Raw genomic sequence first — 26,104 nt, 5'->3', positions numbered from 1 at the left:
AGTTATCATTTTAGCTTTAAAAACTTAGCTGCATTATTATACAGTATATCTTCCTTGTCCTGCTTAGTAAGAAATGTCAGGCTATTTAAAAACTTAATTGACTTTTCGATGGCATACGGCCACGTCATTTGGTCTGAACCAAACATAACTTTGTGTAAATAGCCTGAATCCTTAGCCGCCTTTAAAAACAATCTGGCATAACGCTGATCCATTGGCTCCACCCATAACAACACACCCAAATCTGAATAAAGCTGAGGATAATAGGCCATCAACCTGAGTGCGTTTTCATAATAGCTTTCGCCTGAGTGCATGAGATAAATTCTGAGTTTAGGATAGTTAACCAACACATCTTCTATCAAAAAAGGATCGCTTATAGAAAGTCGTGCCTTAGGTGACCATGAATAGGTACCACCAGGGTCACCACCTGCACTGTGTATGGCTACGGGTATATCATATTTTTCACAAATGCGTAGATAAGGTTGCCAACTGGAGTCATTTAGGGTTTTGCCTGCGTAGTAAGGTGCTATTTCTCCAAATATTTCAATTTTTTTCTCCTTGACCATTTGTTCAAACTTAACACTGTCCATGCCATAATCATCTGCCGAATACATCAAGATTCCTTTGATAACAATATTGTTACTGTCGCTTTTGCTCCAATTTTCTACACTTTCAGGATTACCGCTTACGACAGCCTTGACAATTCTATTTTTTCTAAATGCAGCAAACGTTTCTTTTCGGTGTATATCTGCATTTAGAGAGCCTTTATTTCCATAAAAATCAGTAGCCTGTTCCTGTTTGCCAAAGTCACTGCTTGTGTAAGAATGAATGTGCATGTCAATGACTTTCGTTTGGGATTTTCCGTACAAAAACGATAGAAATAAAGTCGTAAATAGTATTGCAGTTTTTGTCATGATGCCTTTTCTATTGTCCTTTTAAGTCTCGGTCAAACTGCTCCATGAAGCTAATCTTACCTTCTGTACATATCGCCGATTTATATCATCCGGAATCGGGAAAGTAAGGATCATACGGGTTCGGATTTAACGCTGAATTCCCGTTGTTTCATCCCGAATTGATAGATCACAGATAGCTCAGCCACCACTGCTCTTTATGCCTTGTCTTGTAGGCATCATACCAGCGACACAGGGGATACAACGATGCGACAACGGCTATCCAGATCAGGTAAACCACCCCAAGATTGTAGCCTCCATTACCGGGTAGTACAAACCGCATCGGTATGGTTTGTAGCGATTTATCGGCCTCCGTCAGGGTGTGACCAGCGGCAAAAAAAACAATCATGCGTAGGGTATGCAGGACATAAAAATGGATGGTGTAATAAAAAAAGGCCGTTCGTCCGTAGGTGCGCAGTACAGCCGTAACGCGATTGTGAACATTCTCCAGCAACGCCAGCCCCAGCAGTCCCGGCCCTACCGTAATACACATATACAGCAGTGATGGGGGGTATTTATGCACTTTCAGGAACGAGAACAACGTTGTGAGCCCATCTTTCTGGACGCTCCAGGGGAAGGGGTCGCCGTATCCATTCAGCAAACGCAGCCCCACAAATAACCCAATGGCTCCGGCACTGAGATAAAACAGTCCCTGTTGACGCTTCGTGGCCGAAACCGCTGGGGCAAACAACCGGCCCAGGCAGTAGCCCAGCATCATTAACCCCAACCAGGGAAGAAACGGGTACAGTACCACAATGACCCGACCAGGCGCGTAGTCAAACACACGATGATTGCCGCCATGAAACAGCGCCCACCAGAAACCCGATGTAAATCCCGGTGCCTGTTCCACCGCATCCAGCAGATTATGGCCTAAAACGATCGCTAAACCAAGGATCAGTATGGCCCGGAACGGCAGCCACGTTAGCCCGGCCATGAACACCATGCTGATACCCAGCGACCAGAAAACGACCAGCGTGATGGGATTAAACAGGGTAAACGTATCTGCTGGCGCAATCAGGAGTACTTCGGCGACAATAAGCCATAGACCCCGTTTCAGCAGAAATAGACTCAACTCACTGGGCGATTTTCGTAAACCCTGCAGGTAGATGGATGTACCGGATAGCAAGGCAAACGTAGGGGCGCAGAAATGAGTAATCCAGCGGGTGGCGAACAGGACCGGCGTGGTGGTATCGAGATTGAGCGGGTCGTCGGTATAAGCCTGGGCGTGAAAGAAATCGCGCGTATGGTCCAGCGCCATAATGATCATAATCAGACCCCGCAGCACGTCGATGGACTCGATACGGTTTTTGATTACTGAAGGCGCTGGATTGAGGGAGCCTGCGGTTACAGATTTATGGGTGAGAGGAAAAGTCATTTCGGTATAGCGGCTAACACTCGTTTATGTGTTCTGGATAGTTTGGATAACCTCAGACAGGAATCTGTCAAAAACGATGAGCCTCATCATCGAATCCACTTAACTGAATTAGCGCACTTTATAGGCTTCTAACTCAATCTCAATCAACTGACCGGGCAAGGCTAATTCCTTTACGCCAAACCACGACCCGGTCGGAAATTGCTTTTTGTAGATCGTATTTCGGTAAGCCGACTGGTTCACAAATTCGGGCATGTTCGTGGTCAGAATATTCTCCACCACTACGTCGTCCCAGGTGTAGCCATAGTGCTTCAGAATTTTGTCCAGATCGGCGTAGCAATTTTTCATTTGTTGTCCCAGATCACCTTTCGCCGTCAGGTTTCCTTTCGCGTCCATACTGACCGCACCCGATATTTTCAGTTCATTGCCAATCCGAACGGCATGGGAATAGCCATAGGCTTTTTCGAGTTCGGGCCGTAACATAAAGTACTCCGGTGCATCGGATTGAGCCGCTCGTTTCTCATCTGCTTTTTGGGGAGCGGTATTGCAACCGACGGCAAACAGGAGCAGGACTGCAAAAGCGGAAATAAATTGGTTGGTTTTCATGGGTCTATCGACTAGAGAAAAGGTTGTAAGGAGATAGGTTTTATAGTAGATTGGAGTCGGGTTAAGTGGTTGATATCCAGAGAAATATTATTTTTTATACTTTCCATACACCGCCTGGCCAGGGAAAACGCCGGGAACAGTCTGGCCGTTTTTCAACACCAGCACCCCGCCAATCAGCACATACTCGATGCCCTGGGAGAATTTTAAACTTTCGTCAAACGTGGCTTTATCAAGTACGGTGTTGGGGTTGAAAATAGTAATATCGGCATCGGCCCCGACCTGAATCCGGCCTTTGAAACGCATGGCGGGGGCTACGGTTTCGAGCATTTTGGCCGTCAGCAAGGTCATTTTTTCGATGGCAGCAGGCAAGTCCAGCACCTTGTCTTCGCGCACGTATTTGCTCAGCACCCGCGCAAACGTACCGGCCGTGCGGGGGTGCGCCAACGGGGCATACGGCCTGCCGTCGGAGCCAATCAGTATGCCCTTCGCCCGGATACCGGCGGCTACCCAGTCGGGTTTCATCGCGTGGAAAATGACGACTCCCTTCGTTTTTCGGTACGTGTCGAAGGTTTCTTTGGTGAGCCGTTCGCCGGTTGCTGCCCATTGCAGGTCTTTGTAGTCGATGCCCAGCCGTTCTTGCCAGCCATCGGCAAACATATTGGTAAACAGCCCCGTAGAACCGGCGGTGTAGGGGTAGATTTCGGCGGTAATGGGAAATCCTCTTTTTTGGGCCGTCTGCACCATTTCGATACCCACCTCAATCTGCGACAGCATCATACTGGAGATATGCACCAGGTGCATCGGCGCGTTGGTCAGCATAGCATCTGAGATAGCCTGTTGAATATACACAAGATTGGGATCGCGGACGTGATTGAAAATAGTGGCCTGCATCTCGCCCGCCAGTTGATAGACCCGAAAGACCTCTTCGGGTTTGGCCCCCGGCACGTACCCAATGTATAGACCAATGCCAATGCCCCCGGCTGCGAGGTCGGCTCGGATGTTGGCCAGCATGGTTTGGGTTTGGGCTGCGTCGATTCCTTTGGTAAACGAACCGCCCACCGCGCTCATGCCCATGTCGGCATTGAAAGTCTCATTCGCTACCGCCTGCTTCAGTTCGGCGGCTTCGTTGGCGTAGCCGGGTAACGCCTGCATCCGGGCAAAGCCCCAGTTGGCACTGGACCCATAGTTGATTAGGGCCTTTCCCTGGCGGGTCTTATACCACTCGTCCAGAAACGGCACACCCACTTCCAGCTCTAAGGCCGTCGTGCAGTTGGTATTCCTGCTCCTTGTTGCTGATGCCGTGAATATGCGGGTCAATAAAACCCGGCGATACCACCAGCCCGCTGGCGTTTATGACTTGCCTGCCACGCAGAGCTGCCGAACTGATTTGGGCAATCCGGTTGCCGATGATGCCCACGTTTTTAATGGTGTCCAGTTTGGTTTCCGGGTCAATAACCCGGCCACCAGCCACCACCAGATCGTATTCCGGGCCTGCCTGCCCCAGTACGGAATAAACCGTTCCGAACGCCAGCGTGAACCCGATGGCCCATCCTCGCAACTGCCGATACATAGACATGTTTGTGACTGTTTTGTACTAATTCGCTCGTCTGCCCCAGATAGGCATACCGGGAAACCTGTATCATTTCGCCAAAAAAGCGATCAGACCGGTGAAATACGTTTGCTGATCGTCATACATCGCGAAATGGCTACCGTTGGCGCATAGTAGAAACGTGCCGTTTTTCACTTGTCCGGCCATCCACTCCATGTGTTTGGGATCCATCGTGTCGTGGGTGGCCCCGATAACCAACGTCGGCACGGTAATTTTGGGCAGGTCTTTGCTACGATCCCAGTCTTTCAGATTGGCATTGCCCGCCATGCCAAACTCGCTTGGCCCCTGCATGGTCACGTACTGCTCCTGATTGATTTTAGCAAACCCCCGGTTCAGCGGTTCGGGCCATTGCGAAGCTGGTATACGGCAGATGTGTTTTTCGTAATAATTGGGCAGCAACAGTTCCATATAGTGCGGGTCGGCGAAGTCGCCTTTGGCTTCGAGGGCTTTGATCTCGGCCAGTACTTTGGGGTCCATTTGGTTGGCCAGTACCTCGTTGGCGTAGCGGCTATAGGCTGGCGCACTGCTCATCATGTTTGAGATAAGTAAGCCCTTGACGTTTTGCCCGTATTTGAGTGCGTACTCTATGCCCAGAATGCCGCCCCACGAATGGCCATAGAGGTAGAAATTGTCTTTATTTAGCCCTAAAGCGACCCGAACCTGCTCCAGTTCGTCAACAAAACGGGGCAGCAACCACAAGCTCTTGTCGGTTGGGCGGTCGCTGTTACCCGCGCCGAGTTGGTCGTAATAAATGAACTCGATGCCTTCTTTAGGCAGAAAACTCTCGAACACCTCGTAGGCCTCATGACCTGCACCGGGACCGCCATGCAGAATCAAAACCTTGACGGTTGGGTTGTTGCCAATCCGCTTCGTCCACACGTTGAATGTGCCCTTCGGAGTCTTGATCGGGATTATTTTTACGCCCCCGTTTTGCATACCCGTATCGGCGGGGGCAAAGTAGGTTTGGAGTGCATTAGCCTTGTTGGCGTTTGGTTTTGGGTCACAGCCTGCAACGGTCAGGCCAATGAGCAAAACAGCAAAAGTGGTCGGTAACAGCGAAGGTAGAAATTGGTTGATTTTCATGGATCTATCGACTAGAAAAAAGGCTGCGGGGATTCAGGTTGTATAGACGCTCCGCCTTTGCTACTTGACGGCTACCGGTGCCGATGCAGACTCCTGGTAAAACGTCGCTTTCCACGCGCCGTTGATTTTGTTGAAGAGCATTGTTCCCGCTACGTGCTCAAACTTTAATTTCTGGCCGGTTTTGAGGGTGGCATTCTGTTCCATCGAGAACGTATAAAGCACCAGCGAGTCAGTCAAAACCCGAATCGCTTCCTTATTTGGTACGACGCTCAACGTCTTCATCTGACTAAACCCGTCTGCGTTCAATTTTTTTAGGGCGTTGTAATCGCCGAAGGTGCCATCAGGATTGACGGCCTGAAAATCAGGCGTATTTTCAAAGTAGGTCATGCACGCTTCAATGTCCAGTTTTGGGACCTGTTGGAAGAACTCTTTCACAAGGGAAGAAATTTCCTGTTCAATCGCTTGCTTGTGTTCGGTTGTCATGGTCGACGCATCGGTCGTCTGGGTAGGCGTTTCTTTGGCGGGTGAACTGCAACCGGCGGCAAACAGGAGTAGGGCGGCAAAAATGGACAGGCTGGGAGAAGCAGGCTGAGTTTTCATTTGTTTAGTCTGGGGGATTTGTATTGACTGAAAAACGGGTTTAGCCAACGCCAGAAGCCAACGCATAGCTATGCATGTTATCGCCGATGAACGAAATCAACCCGGCAGCGAGTCTTGACGATCAACGGATCTAAACTATCGCCAGCGTATTCCCTAACCAAGTTCGCCCGGACGAATGCCCCTGTTTACTGTCCGAAAGGGGGTATTTTCTTACCGGATGTGTGAACGGTAATGCTGGTTTTGCCCGGCGGCCTCAAATGGTCTGGATTCGTTTCAGTAGTGCCTCGCGCAGGAGGTGGCTGAGCGGAATCGTTTTCCCCTTGATCCCGATATGCCCGTCTCCCACCTCATCGACCTGCGTCAGATTGGCCAGATAGGAGCGATGCACCCGCACAAAATACGCCACCGGGAGTTTGTCTTCCATCACCTTCAGGGTCGTTGTTAGCAGGTATTCTTTGTTGGCCGTGTACAGGTGACAGTAGTTGCGGTCGGCTTCCACGTAGAGAATATCGGCAATGAAAATCTTAACGATCTTTTCGCGGTGCCGCACAAAAATCCGGTCACTGAGTACAAAGGGCGCATCAGAGACAGGGTGGGCAGAGGTAGGCGGCTCGTCGGCCAGGCGGCTGATGGCCAGCTCGATAGCTCGTTGTAGCTCAATTGCCCGGATCGGCTTGGAGATGAAGGCGTAGGGGCGCGTTTTTTTTGCCCGGTTAAAGGTAGCTTCGTCGGTATTGGCCGTGACGTAAATAATCGGGATGTTCCACTGCTGGTGGATCGCATGGGCCGTGTCGATACCGTCGAGTGCGCCTTTAAGACTGATATCGAGCAGAATCAGGTCAGGTCGGTTGGTTTCAGCGTGTAGGATGGCTTCTTCGCCCCGAGGTACAATCCCGCTCACCTCATAGCCGAGTTTGCTGAGTTGCAGGGCAATGGTGGCGGCAATAATCATGTCGTCCTCCACGACGAGCAACTTCAACGGGGTGTCCATGCTATTGGTTGATCATTCGTCAAGAAATCATTCCGCGCGTCCCGAAGGTTGAACTCGTACCGCGTATCCTGGGTAGCACTGGCCGTGTAATCAACACGGTAATTACGCTACGAAGTAAACTTAAATTTTATAGTTATGAAAACCAATGACTTAATTAAGCGAAGCCGTTCGAAAAAGAAGGATTTATGACATCAGTAAATCTATCAAAAAGACCCTGTATGCTACAGATGGCGTTGGACAGATATTAAAAAAATTATGTTGTATGACCTCCGCCAAAATCTATTGAAGATCACTCACCATGGTAGTCGGGCTTCAGCCATCGTTAAAGGCATGCTCGAACATTCTCGTACCAGCCCGGGGGAGAAACGCCCCACCGATTTGAATGCCTTAGCCGATGAATATCTCAAAATCGCTTATCAGGGCTACCGAGCGAAGGCCAAGTTGTTCCACTGTGAACTGGTGACCGAGTTTGATTCTGCTTTGGGCCCAGTAGATATAGCCCCATAGGCCGGGTCTTACTTAACCTGTACAATAATGGCTTTTATGCCGTTCAACAGCGACTAACGCAGGCCAATACTGACCAGGCGTATGGGCCCACCGTTCGGGTGAGTACCCATCGGTTGGACAGTGCGGTCGAAATTCGAGTCCAGGACAACGGAATGGGGATTCCAGGTTCCGTGAAAGACAAGATATTTCAGCCCTTTTTTACAACTAAACCTAGTGGAGAGGGCACGGGCTTGGGTTTGAGTTTAAGCTATGATATTATCACCAAGTCACATGGCGGCCAGCTAAGTGTAAAAAGTCAGGAAGGGCAGGGAGCAACGGTTGTGGTTCAACTTCCTCTTTCCATGCGACCTATGTCCTAAGAACTAAAAACAGGGTTTGCCTTTACATTCCTCGTTCATGCGTAGAACCTCGAAGCGGGAATGCATCACTAAACGCTCATTAACTTCGACGGCTTTTTAACTGGCTGGTCGAGAATTAACAATACATTGACTACCATAGCTTCGATCATGAAATGAATCGACTTGCGACCATAAGCGCGCAACGGTAGCGACAATTAAAAATGAAAATTGCCAGTCAGCGACTCAAAATTGCCAGACCTTGTGCAGAAAATCGGTTATGTAGGTCAGTGTGGGCGTAAACCACGGATTGAAAAACATGAACGTATGCGGGGCTCCTTCAAACGTATGCACTTCTGAATACGTACCGAATGGCTTTAGTTTGGCAATCAGGTCGTCGCGGCCGCCGTGCATACGTTCTACAGAACTGTTCAGAAAGAGAATTGGAGGTGTATGGGCATCGATGTGCGTAAGGGCGGAGGCTTCGTACCATAACTCCGGTTTCTGTGCCTTTCCATACCCGAACCAGTAGGTGGCCGCCGAGGTCGACCTGGAATCATCGCCTTCGCCCGATTCAGGATGGATAAACGCCAGCACGCCATCAATATCGACAATGGCCTGTACATCGCTCGACTCGTTCGCATGACCACCCGAGCCTTCAAAGGCAACCTTACCGTTCGTACTGCCAATCAGAGCCGCCAGTTGCCCACCCGCCGAAAAACCCAGTATGGCCATGTGTTTCGGATCGATGTTGTACGCACGCGCATTGGCCCGCATCCAGCGGATAGCGGCTTTCAAATCATGCACAGCGGCTGGATACAGGGCTTCGGTCGACAGACGGTACTCTACCGGAATAGCGACAAATCCTTTAGCCGCTAATTGTCCGGCCAGGGTGTTGTTGTGCGAACGATCGCCTGAACGCCAGCCGCCCCCATGCACCATCAGAATGGCGGACAGCGGCTTTCCGGCATGGGTAGTAGGGGCGTAAACATCCAGCAACAAGTTCCGACCCGCAACGGGTGTACTGTAAATAATGTTTCGACGGACACGCACGCCCGTTGGCAAAGCCGAATCGGCCAGCGTGATTTCGGGGTGATATTTCTTTTCCTGAAGATAGGATTTTCGTACGGTGAATGAGGTATCACGCCCCCCCATTGGGCCCAGTTGCCCCCAGGCCGAAGAAGCCAGCGATCCGAGCATAACACCTAAGCAAATGAATCGTTTCCAGAAGATTTGGGTCATGGCATCTGTATTTTTTGGCGTATAGAGACAAAGGTTATTTGTTCGCAGGTATAATGTTCATTTCCGGCAACCAGCTTTTATAGGCCAGAGTTCAGGGGGCTGGGTTGGTTGATGGCGTCGAAACCCCTATTTTTCGGCTGTAAACGAACCGGCATGGAACTGACTGCGTACCTTAAACAGCTTGTCGACATCTCTCCCGAACTGGAACATGAACTGGATGGTGCCTTTGCGCGGGACGTATTCCCCAAGCGGCATAAGCTCCTGCTACCCGACAACACATCGCAGAAAGTTTATTTCTTTGAAAAGGGCCTTGCCAGAACCTATTACATCCGACACGACGGCAAGGATATTACCCACCACTTTTTTCTGATGAATTCGTTCTCGGTGGGTATCGAAACCGTTTTCTATGGCCGTCCTTCACCCTATGGGCTTGAATTGCTCGAAAAATCAGTGGTCAGGTCCATTAATTATACCGATCTCGAAAAGATCATCGACCAGCACCACAATCTGGAAAAGCTTATGCGTACGGTACTGATCGAGACCTTAAAGACCTTTTCAGACCGTTTGAGCGCCCTGCAATTTCAGTCGGCGCAGGAGCGGTATAATACCTTGCTGGCTCAGTATCCATCCATTCTGCAACAGGCTCCCCTAGGGCATATCGCGTCTTATCTGGGTATTACCCAACAAACGCTTAGCGTAATACGCGCGCAGCGATAACATTCTTACCTTTTGGTTAGTTTTCTGATTTTAAGAGTGATGAGCGGGCATTGTCCGAAGCAGGCTCGCTCAGGTCACTTTGGTCTGCTGAACGACCCCGAAAAACAGGTCGTTCAGCAGACAGCACCCGAACCGTTTCTGAAAATTCCCTGCCTGGTCAGGTACTGGTCTGTAGATCAGGGCTGAGTAGCGCTCTGCCTATTCGTCTGGCCTAGGTTTAATTTATAGGAATAAAGAAAGATACCCCACACCTTGATTTTTTAAGATAGATGAAAAGAAAGCAACTTTCCATCCGTCAATTTTGCATCATCATTATTCACTAATCAATTGCTATGAAAAGCAGTAAACCCTACATCGCGCTGGTCGCTACCGCTCTGCTAAGTGGTTGCCAGCCAAAGGAAAAGATGGCTGATACAAAAGAATCGGCTATTCCTGTTGTTGCCGAGCAGGTGTCTAAACAGCCGATTAATCGCACCACATCCATCAGTGGTAATATTGAGGGGAGCCGCACCGTAAGGCTCGGATTTATGGTGGCCGGAAAATTGAACTTTATCGCGGCCGACGAAGGGCAGCCTGTCCGAAAAGGTCAGTTACTGGCCAGCCTCGATCCGACCAATTATGGGATTGCCAAAGAATTATCGGATGTACAGGTGGCCCAGGTAAGCGACGAGTATAACCGCCTGAAAATCATGCACGACCGCAACAGCCTGAGCGATGCCGATTTTGCAAAAGTGAACTTTGGGCTGCAACAGGCAAAAGTGCAGCAAAAACTACAGACCAAGAATGTATCGGACACGAAACTCTACGCACCCATCAGCGGGGTCATGCTGAAAAAAATGGCTGAAGTCGGGGAAATTACGGGTGTCGGTACGCCCCTGTTTGTGGTGTCGGACATCAGTAAGGTCAACGTGAATGCCTATATACCCGAAAGCGAACTGCATACCATCAAAATTGGGCAGTCGGCCCGGGTGCTGGTATCGTCGGTAGGGCAGACGTTCACCGGAAAGGTTAAGGAAGTGGGTTCGGTGGCCGATGTGACCTCGCGGGCATTTACGGTAAAGATCGAGCTGCCCAATCCGACAGGGCTGATCCGGCCGGGCATGATTGCCGAAATTACGCTGACATCTAATCAGCCTGTCGATCGTTTGTTGTTGCCTGCCGAAGCTATCCTGCACGATACGGACAATCAGAGTTATGTGTACGTAGTCGATAAGGGACAGCGGAAAGCCTTCCGTCGGAATGTTAGTGTGGGGCAGTTGGTAGACAATAAGATTGAAGTAACTGCCGGACTGTCTCCGCAGGAAATGGTGGTAACGGGTGGTCAGCAAAAACTCACCGATGGTTCGTCTGTCAGCCTTTCTAATTAACCAACGTCATGAATTTTGTTCAAGCTTCTTTGAAATATAGACAGGTTACCCTGTCGGTGTTGTTGTTGGTTTTTGCGATAGGTGTATACTCGCTCCTGACCATGCCCCGTCGCGAAGACCCGAAGATTACGGTTCGTCAGGGGCTGGTGCTGGCCTTTTACCCCGGTGCCAACTCCGCCCAGGTGGAAGATCAGGTTACCAAAAAGCTGGAGCAGTATCTGTTTCAGTTTGAGGAAGTTCGCAAGGACAAAACCTACTCGACTACTCGCGATGGTGCGGTGGTGGTAAACGTCGAACTAGGCGAGAAAGTCAAAAATCCGGATGTATTCTGGAGCAAATTGCGTCACCAGTTGCTGGTGGTGAAAAGCCTGGAATTGCCGCAGGGCGTTCGGGGGCCGATTGTCAACTCTGATTTTGGCGATACCGAAGCCCTGGTGATTGGGATTGAAAGCGATCAGGCCAGTTTTGCGCAGTTGAAACAATACGCTCAGAAACTCGAAGACAACCTGCGGACCATACCCGCCGTGTCGAAAATCAAACGGGTTGGCGATCAGCAGGAACAGATTCTGGTGTCGTCTAACTCCGAAAAACTGGCCCAGTATGGTGTTGATATTCAGCAGGTCGTAAAACTGTTGCAGTCGCAGAATACCATTGGGGCTACGGGCTCCATCGACACCGAAACCCAGAAAGCCCCGCTCTACACCAGTGGGTATTACACGAAAGAAAATGAGATCGCCAACCAGATTGTCGGCGCTTCGAAATCAGGGGCACTTGTGCGGCTGGGCGACATTGCCACCATTCAACGTGACTACGCTGAGCCAACCAGCAAGATTACCGTAAACGGCCATAAGGCGCTGATCCTGACCGTGCAGATGCATGAAGGCAACAACATTGTCGATTTCGGAAAATCCGTCGATACGAAGATTGCCGAAACCAGAAAACTGTTTCCGGCCGATGTAAAACTGACGACCATTGTCAATCAGCCGCAGGTAGTTGATAACAACGTGTCGCACTTCATTGATGAGTTCTTTCTGGCTATTTTCTCAGTGGTCATTGTGGTGGTATTGCTGTTGCCTTTCCGGATTGCTTCGGTGGCGGCTATGGCTATTCCTGTAACGGTGGCGGTGACTTTCGCGCTCATGCATGCCTTTGGCATTGAACTCCATCAGGTATCACTGGCCGCTCTGATTGTGGTATTGGGGATGGTCGTTGACGATGCGATTGTGATTGCCGACAACTACGTCGAACTGCTGGATGCGGGTATCGACCGATGGACGGCTGCCTGGCGAAGTGCGAGCGATCTGGTGGTGCCTGTACTGGCGGCTACCGTAACGATCATTGCTTCATTTATGCCGATGATCCTGCTGACGGGTTCGGTCGGGGAGTTTATCAACGCCCTGCCCTGGACCGTTGCGATTGCCCTGGCCTCGTCGTTTATCGTCGCGATGGTGCTCACGCCGTTGTTGTGTTATGTGTTCATCAAGAAAGGGTTACACGATCCCAATGCCGAGGCAGGAAAGAAGAAAACTTCTCTACTCGACCGGATGCAGAACGGCTACAACGCGTCGCTGGACTGGGCCATTCGCCACCCCAAACTGACCATAGGGCTGAGCTTAATTACCATCGTGTTTGCGGGGCTGCTCTACACGAATGGCGTTCGTCAGAAATTCTTTCCGGCTGCTGAGCGCAACCAGTTTGTGGTTGAACTCTGGATGCCAACCAGCACCAGTCTGGACAAAACCGAAGCAGCTATCAAAAAGGTCGAGAAACTGGTTCAGCAGGATAAGCGTGTGACCTCGTTCGCCACTTTTGTCGGAACCAGCGCCCCGCGTTTCTACTACAACTTTTCGCCCGAAGTACCCGTCAGCAACTACGCTCAGATTCTGGTCAATACCACCGACGAGCACACGACCGAAACCTTGTCGGACGAATTGCAGGAAAAGGTAGGGTCGATCATTCCCGAAGGACGCCCGCAGATCAAGTTGCTGCAACAGGGCCAGCCGCTGAAAGCCCCGGTTGAGGTACGCATCATCGGTGATGACATCAATCGCCTGAAAAGCATCGGGCAGGAAGTCGAAGCTATCGTCAAAAAAGCGCCCGGTAGCGCCCTGGTTCGGAATGATTTTCAGGAAGATTATTACGGCATCAGTATCCAGTTGAAAGACGAAGCCAATCGACTCGGGTTTACAACCTCAAGCATTTCGCAGATGATTTACACAGGTTTCAGCGGGGCACCGATCACTACGCTTTATGAGGGCAATAACGGTATCGACGTGGTATTCCGGCTGGACAAACAAAACCGCGAAACCACCGACGATCTGGGCAATACCTACCTGTCGTCGCCGATCACGAATGGGCGGGTGCCGCTCCGGCAGATTGCCGATCTGGTACCGAAATGGCAAACCGGCCGCATCATGCATCGTAACGGGGTTCGTACTCTGACCGTGCAGAGCGAAACCAGTCATGGGGTACTGCCAGCCGAATTGCTGAAAACCATCCGGCCCGCTATCGACACGCTTCAACTACCCGCCGGTTACCGGATCGAATACGGGGGTGAATTTGCCAACAAACAGGAAACATTTAGTCAGATGATTACGGTGCTGGTTATCAGTCTGGTGCTGATCTTTTTCATCCTGTTGTTCCAGTTCCGCAACCTGAAAGAAGCGGCCATTGTGATGCTGACCATTCCGCTGAGTCTGTTCGGAGCCTTGTTTGGGCTTTACATCACGGGCAACAACTTTGGGTTTACAGCCTTTGTCGGTCTGGTGAGTTTGTCGGGGATTGTGGTCCGCAACGCAATTATTCTGGTCGATCATACCAACGAACTGATGCATCACGGCATGGATATTCGGACGGCGGCTATCGAATCGGGCAAACGTCGGTTGCGGCCTATCTTCCTGACAGCATCGGCCGCAGCCATTGGCGTGTTGCCGATGATTCTGTCGGGGTCGCCCATGTGGAGTCCGCTGGCTAGTGTGATTGCTGTGGGGGTACTCTGGTCGATGGTAATGGCCCTGCTTACGGTGCCGGTTCTCTACATTTCCTGGATCAGACCTGCCGATAAAAAAGACATCCTTGCCGTTCAAAATCAACCCATTCACCATGAAGTTTAAGTCGAAAGTATATATCAGCCTCAGTATCGTGGGGATGCTGACGGCGAATCTGGTCCGTGCCCAGCAACCGGAGTCAGTCAGCCTGCAACGGGCGATTGATCTGGCCCTGCAAAACAACCGGGGCCTGGCCATTCGTAAGCTTCAGGTAGCCGAAAAACAGGCCAAACTGAAAGAGGACGACGTAAAGAAATACCCTTCGGTATCGCTCAACTCCACCTACCAGTACAATGCCAATATCGGTTCGCTGGTAATTGACCAGGGCTCGTTTGGGGTACTTCCGCTGAGTCAGACCACCCAGGTGCCGCTCCCCAACGAGACCAAAACCTTTGCCTTGGGGCAGCACCATACGTTCAATGCGGGCATCACGGCCTACCAGCCAATTACGCAGTTGGGCAAAGTAAAAACGGGGCTGGCTATCGACCAGACCGATATTCAGGTGTCGGAGCAGGAGCAGCGTAAAGTCGCTCTGCAAATCCGGCAGGCCGTTGAGCGGTTGTATTATGGCCTACTGATCAACCAGCAGCAACAGATTGAGGCAACGACCAAACTCGACGTAGCTAAACTGAAGCTGTACGACGTAGAAAGTGCCTTACAGTCGGGAAAAACCATCGACGTGAGCAAAGCTGGATTACAGGCTAACATGGCCGATGAAGAACAGAATTTGCTCAAACTGGCCATTCAGCGCGACGATTACGAAACCGACCTGAAACGCCTGACGGGTATCAAAGCCGATTCGCTGGTGCTGGCGGGGGTTGAGTTAACACCAGCCGCTGTACCTGCGCTGGATTCGGTGGAGCTATCGGCCTTACGGAACAACGTAGACATACAGCTTGCATCGCTGAATCAGCAAAAGGCACAACTGGGTATTAAAGCCGCTCAGCAAAGTTATCGGCCCGATCTGGGTGTGCTGGCAGGTTACACGTACCAGAAAGGCAACCTGATTTTTCCGGTCAACAACCCATTTGTGGGCGTAAATCTGAAATGGAATTTGCAGGACCTGGTCGCCAACAAGCAGGTGATGGCCCAGCGTAATCTGATTCGGCAGCAGGCACAGGAAAATCTGCTGAACACGCAGGAACAGGTGAGCAGTGATCTGGAAAAGGCGTATCGGAAGATCAGTCAGGCAAAGGCGCTGATCGATGTAGCGCAGAAAGCGGCCCGGTATCGGGGCGAAGAACTAAAAGTGCAACAGGATCGGCAGGCGGCCGGGCTGAACCTGAAAACCGATCTGCTGACCGCCCAGTCGAATCTGGCTAAAGCCCAGGTTGACCTACTATCCGCTCAGTTGAATTACCAACTCGCGATCCTAGACGTTAAAATCCTGACGGGGAATATGTAGGCGCTAAGCGGCCGACGGCAAAACTTGGGTAAAATGTTGCCTACAAGTAGCCTTTTTGGTGTCGATTCGAGTACTACATACTAGTTAAGTCAAGTAAGAGACTGCCTCGTAGGTTGGAATTGTAAAAGCCTCTCTGGTATTCAGGGAGGCTTTTTTATGCCCGCGCTTGAATCGAAACTGCGTAGCACGGATTGGGCGTATGGAGCCAGATGTGGTCTTACTACGATTACAAGCTATGGTATAGTAAAAATAAATAGTTTAAGTATTTAGGGAATTAGTACAACTTTGTGTGTATATCCAGTCGAAATGGCCCTGAATCTGATGACCGATCCCGAATTGTTGACCCTGCTGCGCGAGGGCGACGAGCAGGCATTCAGGGAGTTGTATGAACGGTATTGGTATAAAATGTACGTGCTGGCGCATCGTAAACTTCGCCGGAAAGAGGTTGCCGAAGAGTTGGCGCAGGAGTTATTTGTGATGCTCTGGCAAAAGCGGGAAGTCTTACGGGTGATTAATCTTCAGGCATTTTTAGGGGTATCTCTTCGAAATCTGATCGTCGATTATGTTCGTCGGAATATTCAGGAGGAGCATTATCTGGATACACTTCGGCTATTTTTCCCGACCGAAACCATGGCGACCAGCGAAGCCGTGCAATTGAATGAACTATCCGAAGCCATTCAGAATACGCTGGCAAAACTCCCTGAAAAAACGCGCGAGATCTTCATTTTGAGTCGATTCGAACATCTGACCATCCGCGAAATTGCCCAGCGCCTGAATCTTTCCGAAAAAACAATCGAGTATCACCTATCGCGGTCAACAGCCTTCCTACGACAGAATCTGCGGGATTTTACCGCCATCTGGCTTCTTCTCTGGCTCTCGGAATAAGCCGATTCTTTCAAAAATTAAAAAATTTCTAAAAAAAATAGCGTTAGGCCCTAGGGAGTTTTGGGGCGTTGTTCGTCTATACCTTTTGAACGAATGACTCAACCCGATGGACGGTGCTACCTACCAGGAACTGCTGGCTAAATACCTCAAAGGCGATTGTACGGACGAAGAACGGGCCTTGCTCGATCAATGGTACGAATCGCTGGATACAGAGGTCGCATTGCCCACCACCGATGAGGAAAAAAGCCAGATGCTGGCCCGAAACTGGCAGACACTGGCCGATCAGACAGTGCATACCGTTCCGGTTCGTCGGATAGGTTTCCGGCGATATGCCTACTGGGCAGCGGCTGCCGCCGTGGTTCTGATTGGTGGATTGAGCTGGTTATTCATGACCCGGCCAACTACCGACCTGTCGGGCGAGGAGGTCAGTATCGTAGACAAAACGGTCTTATTTACGGAGCGGGTCAATCGCTCGAAAACGCTGGAGCGGGTGATCCTGAGCGACAACAGTGTGATTACCCTGAATCCGGGCAGTAAAATCCGATACCCGACCACATTTGCCGCCCAGAAACGGGAGGTCATTCTGGAAGGGGAGGCATTTTTCGAGATTCAGAAAAATCCGCACAAGCCGTTTCTGGTCTATTCGCAGGATCTGATCACCAAAGTGCTCGGTACGAGTTTCTGGATTAAAGCCAATCCGACGGAGCGAAACGTAACCGTATCGGTACGAACTGGGCGAGTATCGGTCTATTCGCCCAAACTGGTCGCGCAGTCGAAAGGTAAATCGGACCCTGAAACCATTGGGGTTGTTCTGACGCCTAACCAGCAGGTCACGTATCTGAATCAGGAACAGCGACTGGTGAAAACCCTGGTTGAGAAACCGCTCGTGGTCAGCAAAGAAGCAGAGATGCCTTCGTTCACGTTCCAGAACGCGCCTGTCTCGACCATCCTGGCGGCTATTGAAAAAGCTTATGGCGTTGATGTGGTGTACGATGAGGAAGTTATGGCCAACTGCCACATAACCACTTCACTGGATCAGGAAAGCCTGTACGACAAGCTGACCATCATCTGTAAACTACTGGGAGCTACTTATAAGATCATTGATGCCCAAATTGTCATTACCGGATCGGGTTGCTAGCCTGTTCCGCATGTTGAACCTTAACCCGTACCCTATGACGTAATCTTGACCTGTCTGCAGAAGAAGGTCGGCGATGGGTCCAAGCACCGCCGACCTGAGTAAGCCCCACATTTTCCGGTTCGCATACCGTCGCATCCTTTTCGAGATGTGCAGGGGCTCGTTTGTCTTTGTCTAAATCCTCTAAACAAAAACGATCAAAGGTATGGAATTACCTCGATTCAATCACGACTGTGCACGTACAATTATGCGTATCACTCTTGCTCAGTTGCTGTGCACGGTTTTATTCCTGAATATGACCTATGCACGAACGGTTGTTGCTCAGCCTTTACTGGAGCAATCGATCAGCTTAACCGTTGACGATAAGGAAGTTCGTGTGATCCTGTCGACCATTGAGAAACAAGCGAAGGTCACTTTTTCGTACATCCCGCAGCAAATTCAGGCCGACCGACGGGTATCGCTTAAAATTGCCAATCAGCGCCTGTCATCTGTCCTCGATCAACTCTTTCGGCACACTGCAGTTACCTACGAAGTAATCGGAAGAAAACAGATTCTGCTCAGCGTTCGCCCGTCGGGTTTGAACACATTGCCTGAACATACACAACTGCAACTGGAACGCCCCGCCGACCGGGTCATAACGGGCATTGTCAGAAGCGAAACCGGCGAAGGCCTACCGGGCGTGAGTGTCGTGGTGAAGAACAGCACGCGCGGCACCAATACAGATGCCGATGGGAAATTCAGGCTCAATGTGCCGGACGAAACCACTACGCTGGTATTCTCTTTTGTCGGCTATCTGAATCAGGAAGTGGCCATTGGCAATCGCGCCACCGTCGACGTTCAATTGGCTCCCGACAATAAATCGCTTGATGAAGTGGTGGTGGTTGGGTATGGTACCGTGAAGAAGAAAGATCTAACCGGATCGGTGGCCGCTGTTGGGGTCGAGCAGATTCGTGAACAGCCGGTTTCGCGTGTCGATCAGGCGTTATTGGGCAAAGTGGCGGGGGTTCAGGTGAAACCCGTATCGGGCGAACCGGGCGCGGCTCCGCAGATCCGCATTCGGGGCGTTGGCAGTATCTCGGCGGGGGTTGGACCGCTGTACGTAGTCGATGGGTTTCCAACTGATAATATCCAGACGCTGAACCCGAATGATATCGAAAGCATGGACATTCTGAAGGATGCGTCGGCTACGGCTATTTATGGCTCGCGGGGGTCCAACGGGGTGATCATCATCAATACGAAACGGGGCAAATCCGGTAAAGCCAGGTTTTCGTTTGATGCCTATACGGGCTGGCAGAAGATTGCCAAACGGCCTAAATTCATGAATGCTAAAGAACAGGCGCAGTACTACTACGACGGCATCCGAAACCGGAATATCGACGAAGGCAGAGATGTATCGGGGCCGTATTCCACCTGGTTTCGGCAGGTACCGCCCGAAGTGATCGATGTGCTGGAAGGACGAAATACCTACGATGTCGATGCGCTGGATGAAGTGTTGCGGACGGCTCCCCAGCACCAGTACCAACTGACGGCAACGGGTGGCAACGAAAACGTGAAGTATGCGCTGAGTGGCGAATATTTCAATCAGGAAGGGATTATCATCAACAGCGGCTTCAATCGGTATTCGGTTCGGGCCAATATCGATGCCCAGTTTTCGAAACGACTCTCCGTAAAATTTAACCTGAACCCCTCCTTTACCGAATCGAACAACGTACTGGCGGCTGGTGCCGGAACGGGGCCAAACGATGGCATTATTGCGCAGGCCGTGATGGCAAATTCCTTTTTCCCATTGCGGACTCCAACGGGCGATTACTTCGTGTTTAGCGGCCTGGCGGGTTCATCGAACCTGACCAATCCACTGGCGCTGGCCAATGAAGTGAAAGCGAACCAGAAAAGTATGCGTCTGTTGGGGAACATCAACGCCGAGTATAAAATCCTGGACGATCTGAAGTTCAATGTGATGATTGGCGGGAACCTGATGAGTGGGCGAGGAATGAACTTCAAACCGCAGCTACCGGCCTTTTTTAATGAACCGGCCGTCGGTACGGATAACTCGTCCATGCTCACCAACTGGCTGACGGAATACACGCTGAACTATACGAAGTCGATTGGTTCGCATAACATTATGGCGCTGGGGGGCTTTACGGCGCAGAAAGAGAATTACGAGTCGAATTTCCTGACCAGTAATAAATACCCGAACAACCTGGTGCCTAATCTGAGTGCCGTTAGTGGGCAGATAACCAACGGCTCGTCCGATTCATACCAGTGGTCGCTGATCTCGTATCTGGCGCGGGTCAACTACAATTACAAAAGTAAATACTACGTCACCGCTTCCATTCGGACCGATGGCTCGTCGCGCTTTGGGTCGGAAAACAAGTACGGGGTCTTCCCATCGGCGGCTCTGGCCTGGCGGTTGTCGGACGAAGCCTTTCTGAAAAATGTTCCGTTCGTTTCGGAGCTGAAACTGCGGACCAGCTATGGCAAAACCGGGAACAATAACATTGGGAACTTTGACCAGTATGCCACCCTCAGCTACGAAAAATACACGTATGGCGGGGCCTCGGTGGGTGGGTTTGCACCCGGTCGGTTGCCCAATCCGAATCTGACCTGGGAAAAGCAGCAGCAGGTAAACTTTGGTATCGATCTGTCGGTGTTGAAGAGCCGGGTAAACCTGACCATCGATCACTTCCGTTCCCGGAATACCGATTTGCTGCTGAACGTAAATATCTCCGACCTGACGGGTTTCAGTACAGCCCTGCAAAACATCGGTGAAGTGAAAAATAGTGGCTGGGAGTTTGTACTGAACACGGTCAATGTCGATGGAAAGTTTAGCTGGACAACCGATTTCAACATCTCGACCTATAAAAACGAAGTGGTCAAGCTGGGCCCGCAGGGCGATCCGATTTATTCGGGCGGAAACGTCACCATGATTGGTCAGCCTATCGGAATGTTTTACGGCTGGATCACTGACGGGGTGTTTAAAAATGCGGCTGAGCTGGCCAAAGGGCCGATCTACCGACCTGGCTCAACCATTGCCTCACGGGTTGGCGATACCCGGTTCGTAGATATCAGCGGTCCCGATGGCAAACCCGACGGTATCATCGACGGCTACGATCAGACCATTATGGGGTCGCCTTATCCAGATTTCTTCTATGGTATGACCAACCGCTTTTCCTATAAAAACCTGAGTCTGAGCGTTAGTCTGCAAGGAGTGGTTGGTAATAAGGTGCTGAGCGTATCAAGGTTGGGTACCCTGAATACGCGGGGGCGGGTACGGCAGTTAGCGTCGTCCAATGCCTACTGGAAATCGGAACAGAACTCCGGCGATGGGCAGGTGCCTCGCCCGAACGATGCGCCAACGGGCAATAACCGGGACCCCTGGAATTCGCGCTATCTGGATGAAGGTACCTATCTGCGCATCAACAACATCTCGCTGAGCTATCAGGTCCCTTCGGCTCTTCTGCAAAAACTCTCGCTGGGGTCGCTTCGGCTGTATGCAACGGCTACCAATCCGTTCCTTTTCACCAGGAATGAAGCCTTCAACCCCGATGTGAGCAACAGCGATAACCCACTGACGCCCGGTGTGGACCAGAACAACTATCCCCTGACCAAGAGCCTTGTACTGGGCATAAACCTCGGTTTCTAAACCTCTATCTCCATACGTGGATTATGAAAACATTCGTGTATTTACTGATCGGCTCCTTGCTGATCGTATCCTGCCGCAAGGAATTTATTGAAATTCTGCCCAAGTCTACCGTGAGTATCGACGGGGTGTATAAAACGGATAAGGACTTTCAGGATGCCATAACGGCCGCCTATAACACCCTACAAACCCAGTATCAGAACTTCTGGAAATTTGGCGATCTGCCGGGAGAAGATATTGCCGAAGAGATTCCCAACCAGGCCGAAAACGTCTCCATCGATCAGTTCAACGCCAACAGCCGGTTAGCCATTATCGGCAATAGCTGGCAGAATTATTACCGGATGATTTATCGGGCTAATATCCTGTTAGCCAAGATTGAACCGACCGACCCTACCGTCGTGGTGAATAAAAATCGGCATATCGGCGAGGCTAAATTTCTGCGGGCACTGGCCTACTTCGATCTGGTCCGAATTTTTGGCGATGTGCCGATGGTAACGACGCCCATAACCGTAGAAGATACCTATAAAACGGGCCGGGAAAAAGTCGCGAAGATTTATGACGAGGTCATTATCAAAGACCTGCTCGATGCCGAATCGAAATTGCCTGCTTCGTACAGTGGTGCCGATGTGGGCCGACCGACCAAAGGGGCCGCTGCATCGCTGTTGGGAAGGGTGTACCTGACCCGGAAAGATTTTGTCAATGCCGAAGCAAAGCTGTTGCAGGTAACAACCATGAAATATGCCTTGCTGCCCAACTACAAAGACCTGTTCGACTACTCGAAAAATGAACACCACAGCGAATACATTTTCGATGTCGAATATGAAGAAGGCATCAACGAAGGCAGTGGCTTCCCGCTTCAGTTTTTTCCGTTTGCCAAAGTCATTATGGACTACTACGGCTTTGCGTCGGGAACCCCCGGCAACTCGGGCTCGCCAACCGAAACTCTCTTCAAAGCTTTCGATCCTGCCGATCCCCGGCGGGCCGTGACGGTCAACTACGGCATAACCGTCAACGGAACCTTTATTCCGATTCCATCGCAGTCGGTACAGGCCTCCAAGTCATTCACGACCAAATACATAGCTCCCTCGGCCATTCCGAGCGATAGTAAGGCGAACTGGAAGGTGATTCGCTATGCCGATGTGCTGCTGATGCTGGCCGAAGCCATGAATGAAAACGGCAAAACGGCTCAGGCGCTGCCCTATCTGAATCAGGTTCGGCAACGGGTGGGCCTGCCGGGCTACACTGGCCTGACCAAAGATGAGGCCCGCGAAAAAATTTACCTGGAAAGACGCTTTGAGCTGACGCTCGAAGGCCATCGCTGGTTTGACCTTGTTCGCACGGGTCGGGCGCTGGCGACACTCCAAAAACTGGGGATGAAAGAGAATATGACCGTTTTTCCGCTGCCGCTGACCCAGATCCAGATCATCAACGACCCAACTGTTCTGCCGCAGAATCCAGGGTATAATTAAGACCAGAATCCAGACTTTTTACCAAAAATAGGACTTTACATACACAACGCATGAACCAACATACCGATTCCGAAAAATCGATGCAACCGACCGACAGTTCACGACGGGAATTCATTAAGAACAGCGCCCGGATCAGCGCGCTCATGGCTGCCGCGCCACTAACCGACCTGAGTTCGTTGGGCCTCTCAGAACCTAAAAAAGCGGCTGACGCCATGATGCATGGCATTCAGATCGGGGCCGTTTCGTTTGTCGATGAGGGCGTCGATAAAGTGCTGGACATTGTACAGAAACAGGGAGCCATCAATACACTATTCCTGACCGTATTCACGTATGGGCGCGGACTGGCCGGACGGCAATTGCCGGGCGAACCGTTTCCGGCGCATGGCTCGCAGGTGTCAGATGAGAAAACATTCCACGGGGGTAATTATGCGATACCGCACCCTGAATATTATAAGAATACCGTGTTGAAAAACACCCGAGCCACCGAACATGGCAACTTCGATATTCTGGCATCGGTGATTCCGGCGGCTAAAAAACGGGGCATGAAAGTGTTTGCGTCGGTCGAAGATCAGTGGCGGGCCGATGTGCCGGGGGTTAAGGAGTGTTCGGAAATCGATCTGATGGGGCGTCAGGCCAATACGCTTTGCCTGTTCAATCCCAACGTGCGGGCCTTCTGGACGGGGCTGGTGACTGACATCAGCAAGTCCTACGATATCGATGGGGTGCTGTTTTTCAACGAGCGGAATGGGCCACTGCTCAATGCGTTGGGAGCCAGCCATTTTCAAACCATCGACTCGACCCGGACGACCTGCTTTTGTGAACACCACCAGCGCGAAGCCAAAAAGCTCGGCATCAGTTACGAACGGGCGAAGGAAGGCTATCACAAGCTCGATCAGTTTATTAAATTATCGATGAAAGGCGAACGCCCGAGCGATGGCTACTATGTCGAGTTCAACCGACTGATGTTGCACTACCCCGAAATCGTCGCCTGGGATAAACTGTTCGACATGGGCAAGCATCAGGTGTTGGGCGACGTGTACGATGCCGTGAAAGGCGTGAAGAAAGACCTGCAGGTTGGTTTTCACGTCGAGCACGTCAATTCGTTCAATCCGTTTTTCCGGGCCAGCCGCAGCTACGAAGAACTGGCGAAAAAAGCTGATTTCCTGAAAATAGTGGCCTACAACAACTGTGGTGGCGAACGTTACGCCAACTTTATCCGCAACATTCAGTCGACCATTTTCCGCGATGTGCCGCTGGAAGAATTGATGCGATTCAACAACCATCTGCTGAACTACGGCAATGAAGCATCCATCGATGAGTTGCCCACCGCCGGTTTATCGCCCGATTATGTGATGCGCGAAACCCAGCGTGCCATTGCGGGGGTCAAAGGCCAGTGTAAAATCCTGCCTGGTATCGATGTGGGTATTCCGACCAAGAAAACGAGCCGCAAAGGGTCACCCGAGGATGCGTATGCCGCCACCGCAGCCGCCTACAAAGGGGGAGCCGATGGGGTGATTTTATCACGTAAATATTCCGAAATGGATCTGGAAGACCTGGCAGCCGCCGGACGCGCCATTCGGGAAGCTACCAAAGGGTAGGTAGTACACATCGATTTGTAACGGAATACACGCATGAAAAAAACTATTGGCATTCAGATTGGGCCCGATTCATTCGTGGATGAAGGCATCGAAAAAACGCTGAATCTATTACAGCAACGGGGCGCCATCAATACGCTCTATCTCAGTACCTTTTCGTACGACCGGGGCATTACCGGACGGCAGATACCCGGTCGGCCCTTTCCCGACCACGGGGCCCAGGTATCGGACGAAAGCTATTTCCACGGGGGCAATTACGCGACACCACACCCGAAGTTTTACGCCAAAACGGCCATGAAAGGGGAGCGGTTTCGTGCGCCTGATTTCGGCAAGCTCGACATCGTTGCTGAAGTATTACCGGCGGCCAAAAAGCGGGGGATGAAAGTGATCTGCTCCATTCAGGACGGTTTCAACTACCCCGCCGATGTGCCGTTCGTAAAGGAAATGGCCGAAGTTGATCTGCATGGGCGGCAAGGGGGAGCGATGTGCTTTTTTCAGCCCGACGTTCGGGAATTCTGGAAAGCCGTGGCCACCGACCTGAGTTCGTCGTACAACATCGATGGGGTGCTGCTGTTCAATGAACGAAACGGCCCGTTGCTCAACGCCATTGGCGTCAGCCATGCTCAGGGCATCGACTCGGCAAAGGTGACCTGCTTCTGCGAACATCACCAGCGGGCGGCACGCGAACACGGAATTGATTTTGAACGGGCTAAAGAGGGATATCGCAAATTGAATCAGTACGTACAGAACTCCCTGAATGCGATCCGGCCTACCGATGGGTACTATGTGGAATTCAGTCGGTTACTGCTGGAGTATCCTGAGATCATGGCGTATAACCAACTGTTCGATCTGGGCAAGCATCAGGTGTTGAAGGATGTGTACACTGCTGTGAAAGCCGTTCGCAAAAATCTGGAAGTCGGGTTTCATATCGAACATACCAACTCCTTCAATCCCCTCTATCGGGCCAGCCGCAGTTACGAAGAACTAGCGACGATGGCCGATTTCCTGAAAGTGGTGGTGTACAACAACTGTGGTGGCGAACGTTACCGGAGCTTTATTCGGAACATCACCTCGACGGTCTTTCGCGATGTGCCCCCAACAGAGGTGATGCGGATCAACAATCACCTGCTGAACTACACCAATGAGGCCGCGCTGGACGAACTGCCGATGGCGGGTCTGTCGCCCGATTATGTGATGCGCGAAACCCAGCGTGCCAAAGCGGGTGTGAAGAGGAAAGCGCAGATTCTGCCCGGTATTGACGTAAATATCCCGACGGGAGCCAATAGCCGGAAAGCTTCACCCGACGATACCTATCAGGCCACCTTAGCTGCATTCAAAGGGGGAGCGGATGGCGTAATTCTGTCCCGCAAATATTCCGAAATGATGCTGGCCAATTTAGATGCCGCCGGACGGGCCATTCGCGATGCTGAAAAATTGTAAAGCGTTTACATGGGTTCAACACGAATTTGCATAGGTTGGTAAGATGCCAGAAACGGGTGAGGAGTTTTTCTCACCCACTTTCTTCCCACGAATCGTTCTGGCTACTTCCCAC

21 protein-coding genes are annotated in these 26,104 nt (G+C 51.1%); 12 read left to right on the top strand and 9 right to left on the bottom strand.

The window, feature by feature from the left end; all coding sequences use genetic code 11:
* Nucleotides 1-5: 5 nt before the first annotated feature.
* The 8 genes from B153_RS36545 to B153_RS0107835 form a co-directional block, all read right to left on the bottom strand.
* Nucleotides 6-911, bottom strand: a complete 906-nt coding sequence (locus B153_RS36545; protein ID WP_020596147.1) for an amidohydrolase family protein — start codon at nucleotides 909-911, stop codon at nucleotides 6-8.
* Between the two features lie 166 nt (nucleotides 912-1,077).
* Complete coding sequence (locus tag B153_RS0107860) at nucleotides 1,078-2,322, bottom strand: acetyltransferase domain-containing protein (protein WP_020596146.1); 1,245 nt, start codon at nucleotides 2,320-2,322, stop codon at nucleotides 1,078-1,080.
* Nucleotides 2,323-2,430: 108 nt separating this feature from the next.
* Nucleotides 2,431-2,925, bottom strand: coding sequence for a RidA family protein (locus B153_RS0107855; RefSeq protein WP_020596145.1), 495 nt, complete (start codon nucleotides 2,923-2,925; stop codon nucleotides 2,431-2,433).
* Nucleotides 2,926-3,012: 87 nt separating this feature from the next.
* Entirely contained in the window at nucleotides 3,013-4,164 is a 1,152-nt protein-coding gene (locus tag B153_RS34815; RefSeq protein ID WP_051097238.1) for an amidohydrolase family protein, read from the bottom strand.
* Nucleotides 4,139-4,495, bottom strand: coding sequence for a hypothetical protein (locus B153_RS37605; protein WP_051097236.1), 357 nt, complete (start codon nucleotides 4,493-4,495; stop codon nucleotides 4,139-4,141). The genes B153_RS34815 and B153_RS37605 overlap by 26 nt, the downstream gene beginning before the upstream one ends.
* Before the next feature lie 69 nt (nucleotides 4,496-4,564).
* Nucleotides 4,565-5,617 (bottom strand): proline iminopeptidase-family hydrolase, encoded by a 1,053-nt coding sequence (locus tag B153_RS0107845; RefSeq protein ID WP_020596144.1) that lies wholly within the window; start codon nucleotides 5,615-5,617, stop codon nucleotides 4,565-4,567.
* A 60-nt stretch (nucleotides 5,618-5,677) separates the two neighbouring features.
* On the bottom strand, nucleotides 5,678-6,283 hold the full coding sequence (locus tag B153_RS0107840; RefSeq protein WP_245564849.1) for a nuclear transport factor 2 family protein: 606 nt from the start codon (nucleotides 6,281-6,283) through the stop codon (nucleotides 5,678-5,680).
* Between the two features lie 187 nt (nucleotides 6,284-6,470).
* On the bottom strand, nucleotides 6,471-7,208 hold the full coding sequence (locus tag B153_RS0107835) for a LytR/AlgR family response regulator transcription factor (RefSeq protein ID WP_020596142.1): 738 nt from the start codon (nucleotides 7,206-7,208) through the stop codon (nucleotides 6,471-6,473).
* Between the two features lie 503 nt (nucleotides 7,209-7,711).
* Between B153_RS0107835 and B153_RS38795 the strand changes: the two genes are divergently transcribed.
* Nucleotides 7,712-8,074, top strand: coding sequence for a sensor histidine kinase (locus tag B153_RS38795; RefSeq protein WP_342664795.1), 363 nt, complete (start codon nucleotides 7,712-7,714; stop codon nucleotides 8,072-8,074).
* A 222-nt stretch (nucleotides 8,075-8,296) separates the two neighbouring features.
* Here B153_RS38795 and B153_RS0107820 read toward each other — a convergent pair whose 3' ends face one another.
* Nucleotides 8,297-9,292 (bottom strand): alpha/beta hydrolase, encoded by a 996-nt coding sequence (locus tag B153_RS0107820; protein WP_020596141.1) that lies wholly within the window; start codon nucleotides 9,290-9,292, stop codon nucleotides 8,297-8,299.
* A 153-nt stretch (nucleotides 9,293-9,445) separates the two neighbouring features.
* On the opposite strand from B153_RS0107820, the gene B153_RS0107815 reads away from it, so the two are divergent.
* The 11 genes from B153_RS0107815 to B153_RS34800 all read left to right on the top strand — a co-directional run bounded on the left by B153_RS0107815 (nucleotide 9,446) and on the right by B153_RS34800 (nucleotide 25,992).
* Nucleotides 9,446-10,009 carry a Crp/Fnr family transcriptional regulator gene (locus B153_RS0107815; RefSeq protein WP_020596140.1) on the top strand — a complete coding sequence of 188 codons (564 nt, stop codon included), beginning with the start codon at nucleotides 9,446-9,448 and terminating at the stop codon, nucleotides 10,007-10,009.
* A 12-nt stretch (nucleotides 10,010-10,021) separates the two neighbouring features.
* The gene (locus B153_RS37600; protein ID WP_157634607.1) at nucleotides 10,022-10,195 is read left to right on the top strand and encodes a hypothetical protein; all 174 of its coding nucleotides are present in this window, start codon (nucleotides 10,022-10,024) and stop codon (nucleotides 10,193-10,195) included.
* A 146-nt stretch (nucleotides 10,196-10,341) separates the two neighbouring features.
* Nucleotides 10,342-11,376 (top strand): efflux RND transporter periplasmic adaptor subunit, encoded by a 1,035-nt coding sequence (locus tag B153_RS0107805; protein ID WP_020596138.1) that lies wholly within the window; start codon nucleotides 10,342-10,344, stop codon nucleotides 11,374-11,376.
* An 8-nt stretch (nucleotides 11,377-11,384) separates the two neighbouring features.
* A complete protein-coding gene (locus tag B153_RS0107800) occupies nucleotides 11,385-14,489 on the top strand; it encodes an efflux RND transporter permease subunit (protein ID WP_020596137.1) in 3,105 nt (1,034 codons plus the stop codon).
* Nucleotides 14,479-15,828: a TolC family protein gene (locus B153_RS0107795; RefSeq protein WP_020596136.1), complete on the top strand. Its 1,350-nt coding sequence runs from the start codon at nucleotides 14,479-14,481 to the stop codon at nucleotides 15,826-15,828. The genes B153_RS0107800 and B153_RS0107795 overlap by 11 nt, the downstream gene beginning before the upstream one ends.
* 285 nt (nucleotides 15,829-16,113) lie before the next feature.
* Nucleotides 16,114-16,713 (top strand): RNA polymerase sigma factor, encoded by a 600-nt coding sequence (locus tag B153_RS0107790; protein ID WP_245564848.1) that lies wholly within the window; start codon nucleotides 16,114-16,116, stop codon nucleotides 16,711-16,713.
* A 106-nt stretch (nucleotides 16,714-16,819) separates the two neighbouring features.
* Nucleotides 16,820-17,851: a FecR family protein gene (locus B153_RS36525; protein ID WP_020596134.1), complete on the top strand. Its 1,032-nt coding sequence runs from the start codon at nucleotides 16,820-16,822 to the stop codon at nucleotides 17,849-17,851.
* A gap of 244 nt (nucleotides 17,852-18,095) precedes the next feature.
* A complete protein-coding gene (locus B153_RS0107780) occupies nucleotides 18,096-21,491 on the top strand; it encodes a SusC/RagA family TonB-linked outer membrane protein (protein ID WP_020596133.1) in 3,396 nt (1,131 codons plus the stop codon).
* A 23-nt stretch (nucleotides 21,492-21,514) separates the two neighbouring features.
* Nucleotides 21,515-22,957, top strand: a complete 1,443-nt coding sequence (locus B153_RS0107775) for a RagB/SusD family nutrient uptake outer membrane protein (RefSeq protein ID WP_020596132.1) — start codon at nucleotides 21,515-21,517, stop codon at nucleotides 22,955-22,957.
* A gap of 50 nt (nucleotides 22,958-23,007) precedes the next feature.
* On the top strand, nucleotides 23,008-24,555 hold the full coding sequence (locus B153_RS0107770; RefSeq protein ID WP_020596131.1) for a glycoside hydrolase family protein: 1,548 nt from the start codon (nucleotides 23,008-23,010) through the stop codon (nucleotides 24,553-24,555).
* Between the two features lie 33 nt (nucleotides 24,556-24,588).
* Nucleotides 24,589-25,992: an alpha-amylase family protein gene (locus tag B153_RS34800; protein ID WP_020596130.1), complete on the top strand. Its 1,404-nt coding sequence runs from the start codon at nucleotides 24,589-24,591 to the stop codon at nucleotides 25,990-25,992.
* The last annotated feature ends 112 nt before the right edge of the window (nucleotides 25,993-26,104 follow it).

It is taken from the genome of Spirosoma panaciterrae DSM 21099, assembly GCF_000374025.1.
Taxonomy (GTDB): domain Bacteria; phylum Bacteroidota; class Bacteroidia; order Cytophagales; family Spirosomataceae; genus Spirosoma; species Spirosoma panaciterrae.
This window is presented reverse-complemented; position numbering and strand designations above follow the sequence as displayed.

Bases quoted from the DNA above. Each gene is read 5' to 3' on its own strand.
- B153_RS36545 (WP_020596147.1), bottom strand. From the start codon at position 911: ATGACAAAAACTGCAATACTATTTACGACTTTATTTCTATCGTTTTTG.
- B153_RS0107860 (WP_020596146.1), bottom strand. From the start codon at position 2,322: ATGACTTTTCCTCTCACCCATAAATCTGTAACCGCAGGCTCCCTCAAT.
- B153_RS0107855 (WP_020596145.1), bottom strand. From the start codon at position 2,925: ATGAAAACCAACCAATTTATTTCCGCTTTTGCAGTCCTGCTCCTGTTT.
- B153_RS37605 (WP_051097236.1), bottom strand. From the start codon at position 4,495: ATGTATCGGCAGTTGCGAGGATGGGCCATCGGGTTCACGCTGGCGTTC.
- B153_RS0107845 (WP_020596144.1), bottom strand. From the start codon at position 5,617: ATGAAAATCAACCAATTTCTACCTTCGCTGTTACCGACCACTTTTGCT.
- B153_RS0107840 (WP_245564849.1), bottom strand. From the start codon at position 6,283: ATGCGTTGGCTTCTGGCGTTGGCTAAACCCGTTTTTCAGTCAATACAA.
- B153_RS0107835 (WP_020596142.1), bottom strand. From the start codon at position 7,208: ATGGACACCCCGTTGAAGTTGCTCGTCGTGGAGGACGACATGATTATT.
- B153_RS0107820 (WP_020596141.1), bottom strand. From the start codon at position 9,292: ATGACCCAAATCTTCTGGAAACGATTCATTTGCTTAGGTGTTATGCTC.
- B153_RS0107815 (WP_020596140.1), top strand. From the start codon at position 9,446: ATGGAACTGACTGCGTACCTTAAACAGCTTGTCGACATCTCTCCCGAA.
- B153_RS0107805 (WP_020596138.1), top strand. From the start codon at position 10,342: ATGAAAAGCAGTAAACCCTACATCGCGCTGGTCGCTACCGCTCTGCTA.
- B153_RS0107800 (WP_020596137.1), top strand. From the start codon at position 11,385: ATGAATTTTGTTCAAGCTTCTTTGAAATATAGACAGGTTACCCTGTCG.
- B153_RS0107795 (WP_020596136.1), top strand. From the start codon at position 14,479: ATGAAGTTTAAGTCGAAAGTATATATCAGCCTCAGTATCGTGGGGATG.
- B153_RS36525 (WP_020596134.1), top strand. From the start codon at position 16,820: ATGGACGGTGCTACCTACCAGGAACTGCTGGCTAAATACCTCAAAGGC.
- B153_RS0107780 (WP_020596133.1), top strand. From the start codon at position 18,096: ATGCGTATCACTCTTGCTCAGTTGCTGTGCACGGTTTTATTCCTGAAT.
- B153_RS0107775 (WP_020596132.1), top strand. From the start codon at position 21,515: ATGAAAACATTCGTGTATTTACTGATCGGCTCCTTGCTGATCGTATCC.
- B153_RS0107770 (WP_020596131.1), top strand. From the start codon at position 23,008: ATGAACCAACATACCGATTCCGAAAAATCGATGCAACCGACCGACAGT.
- B153_RS34800 (WP_020596130.1), top strand. From the start codon at position 24,589: ATGAAAAAAACTATTGGCATTCAGATTGGGCCCGATTCATTCGTGGAT.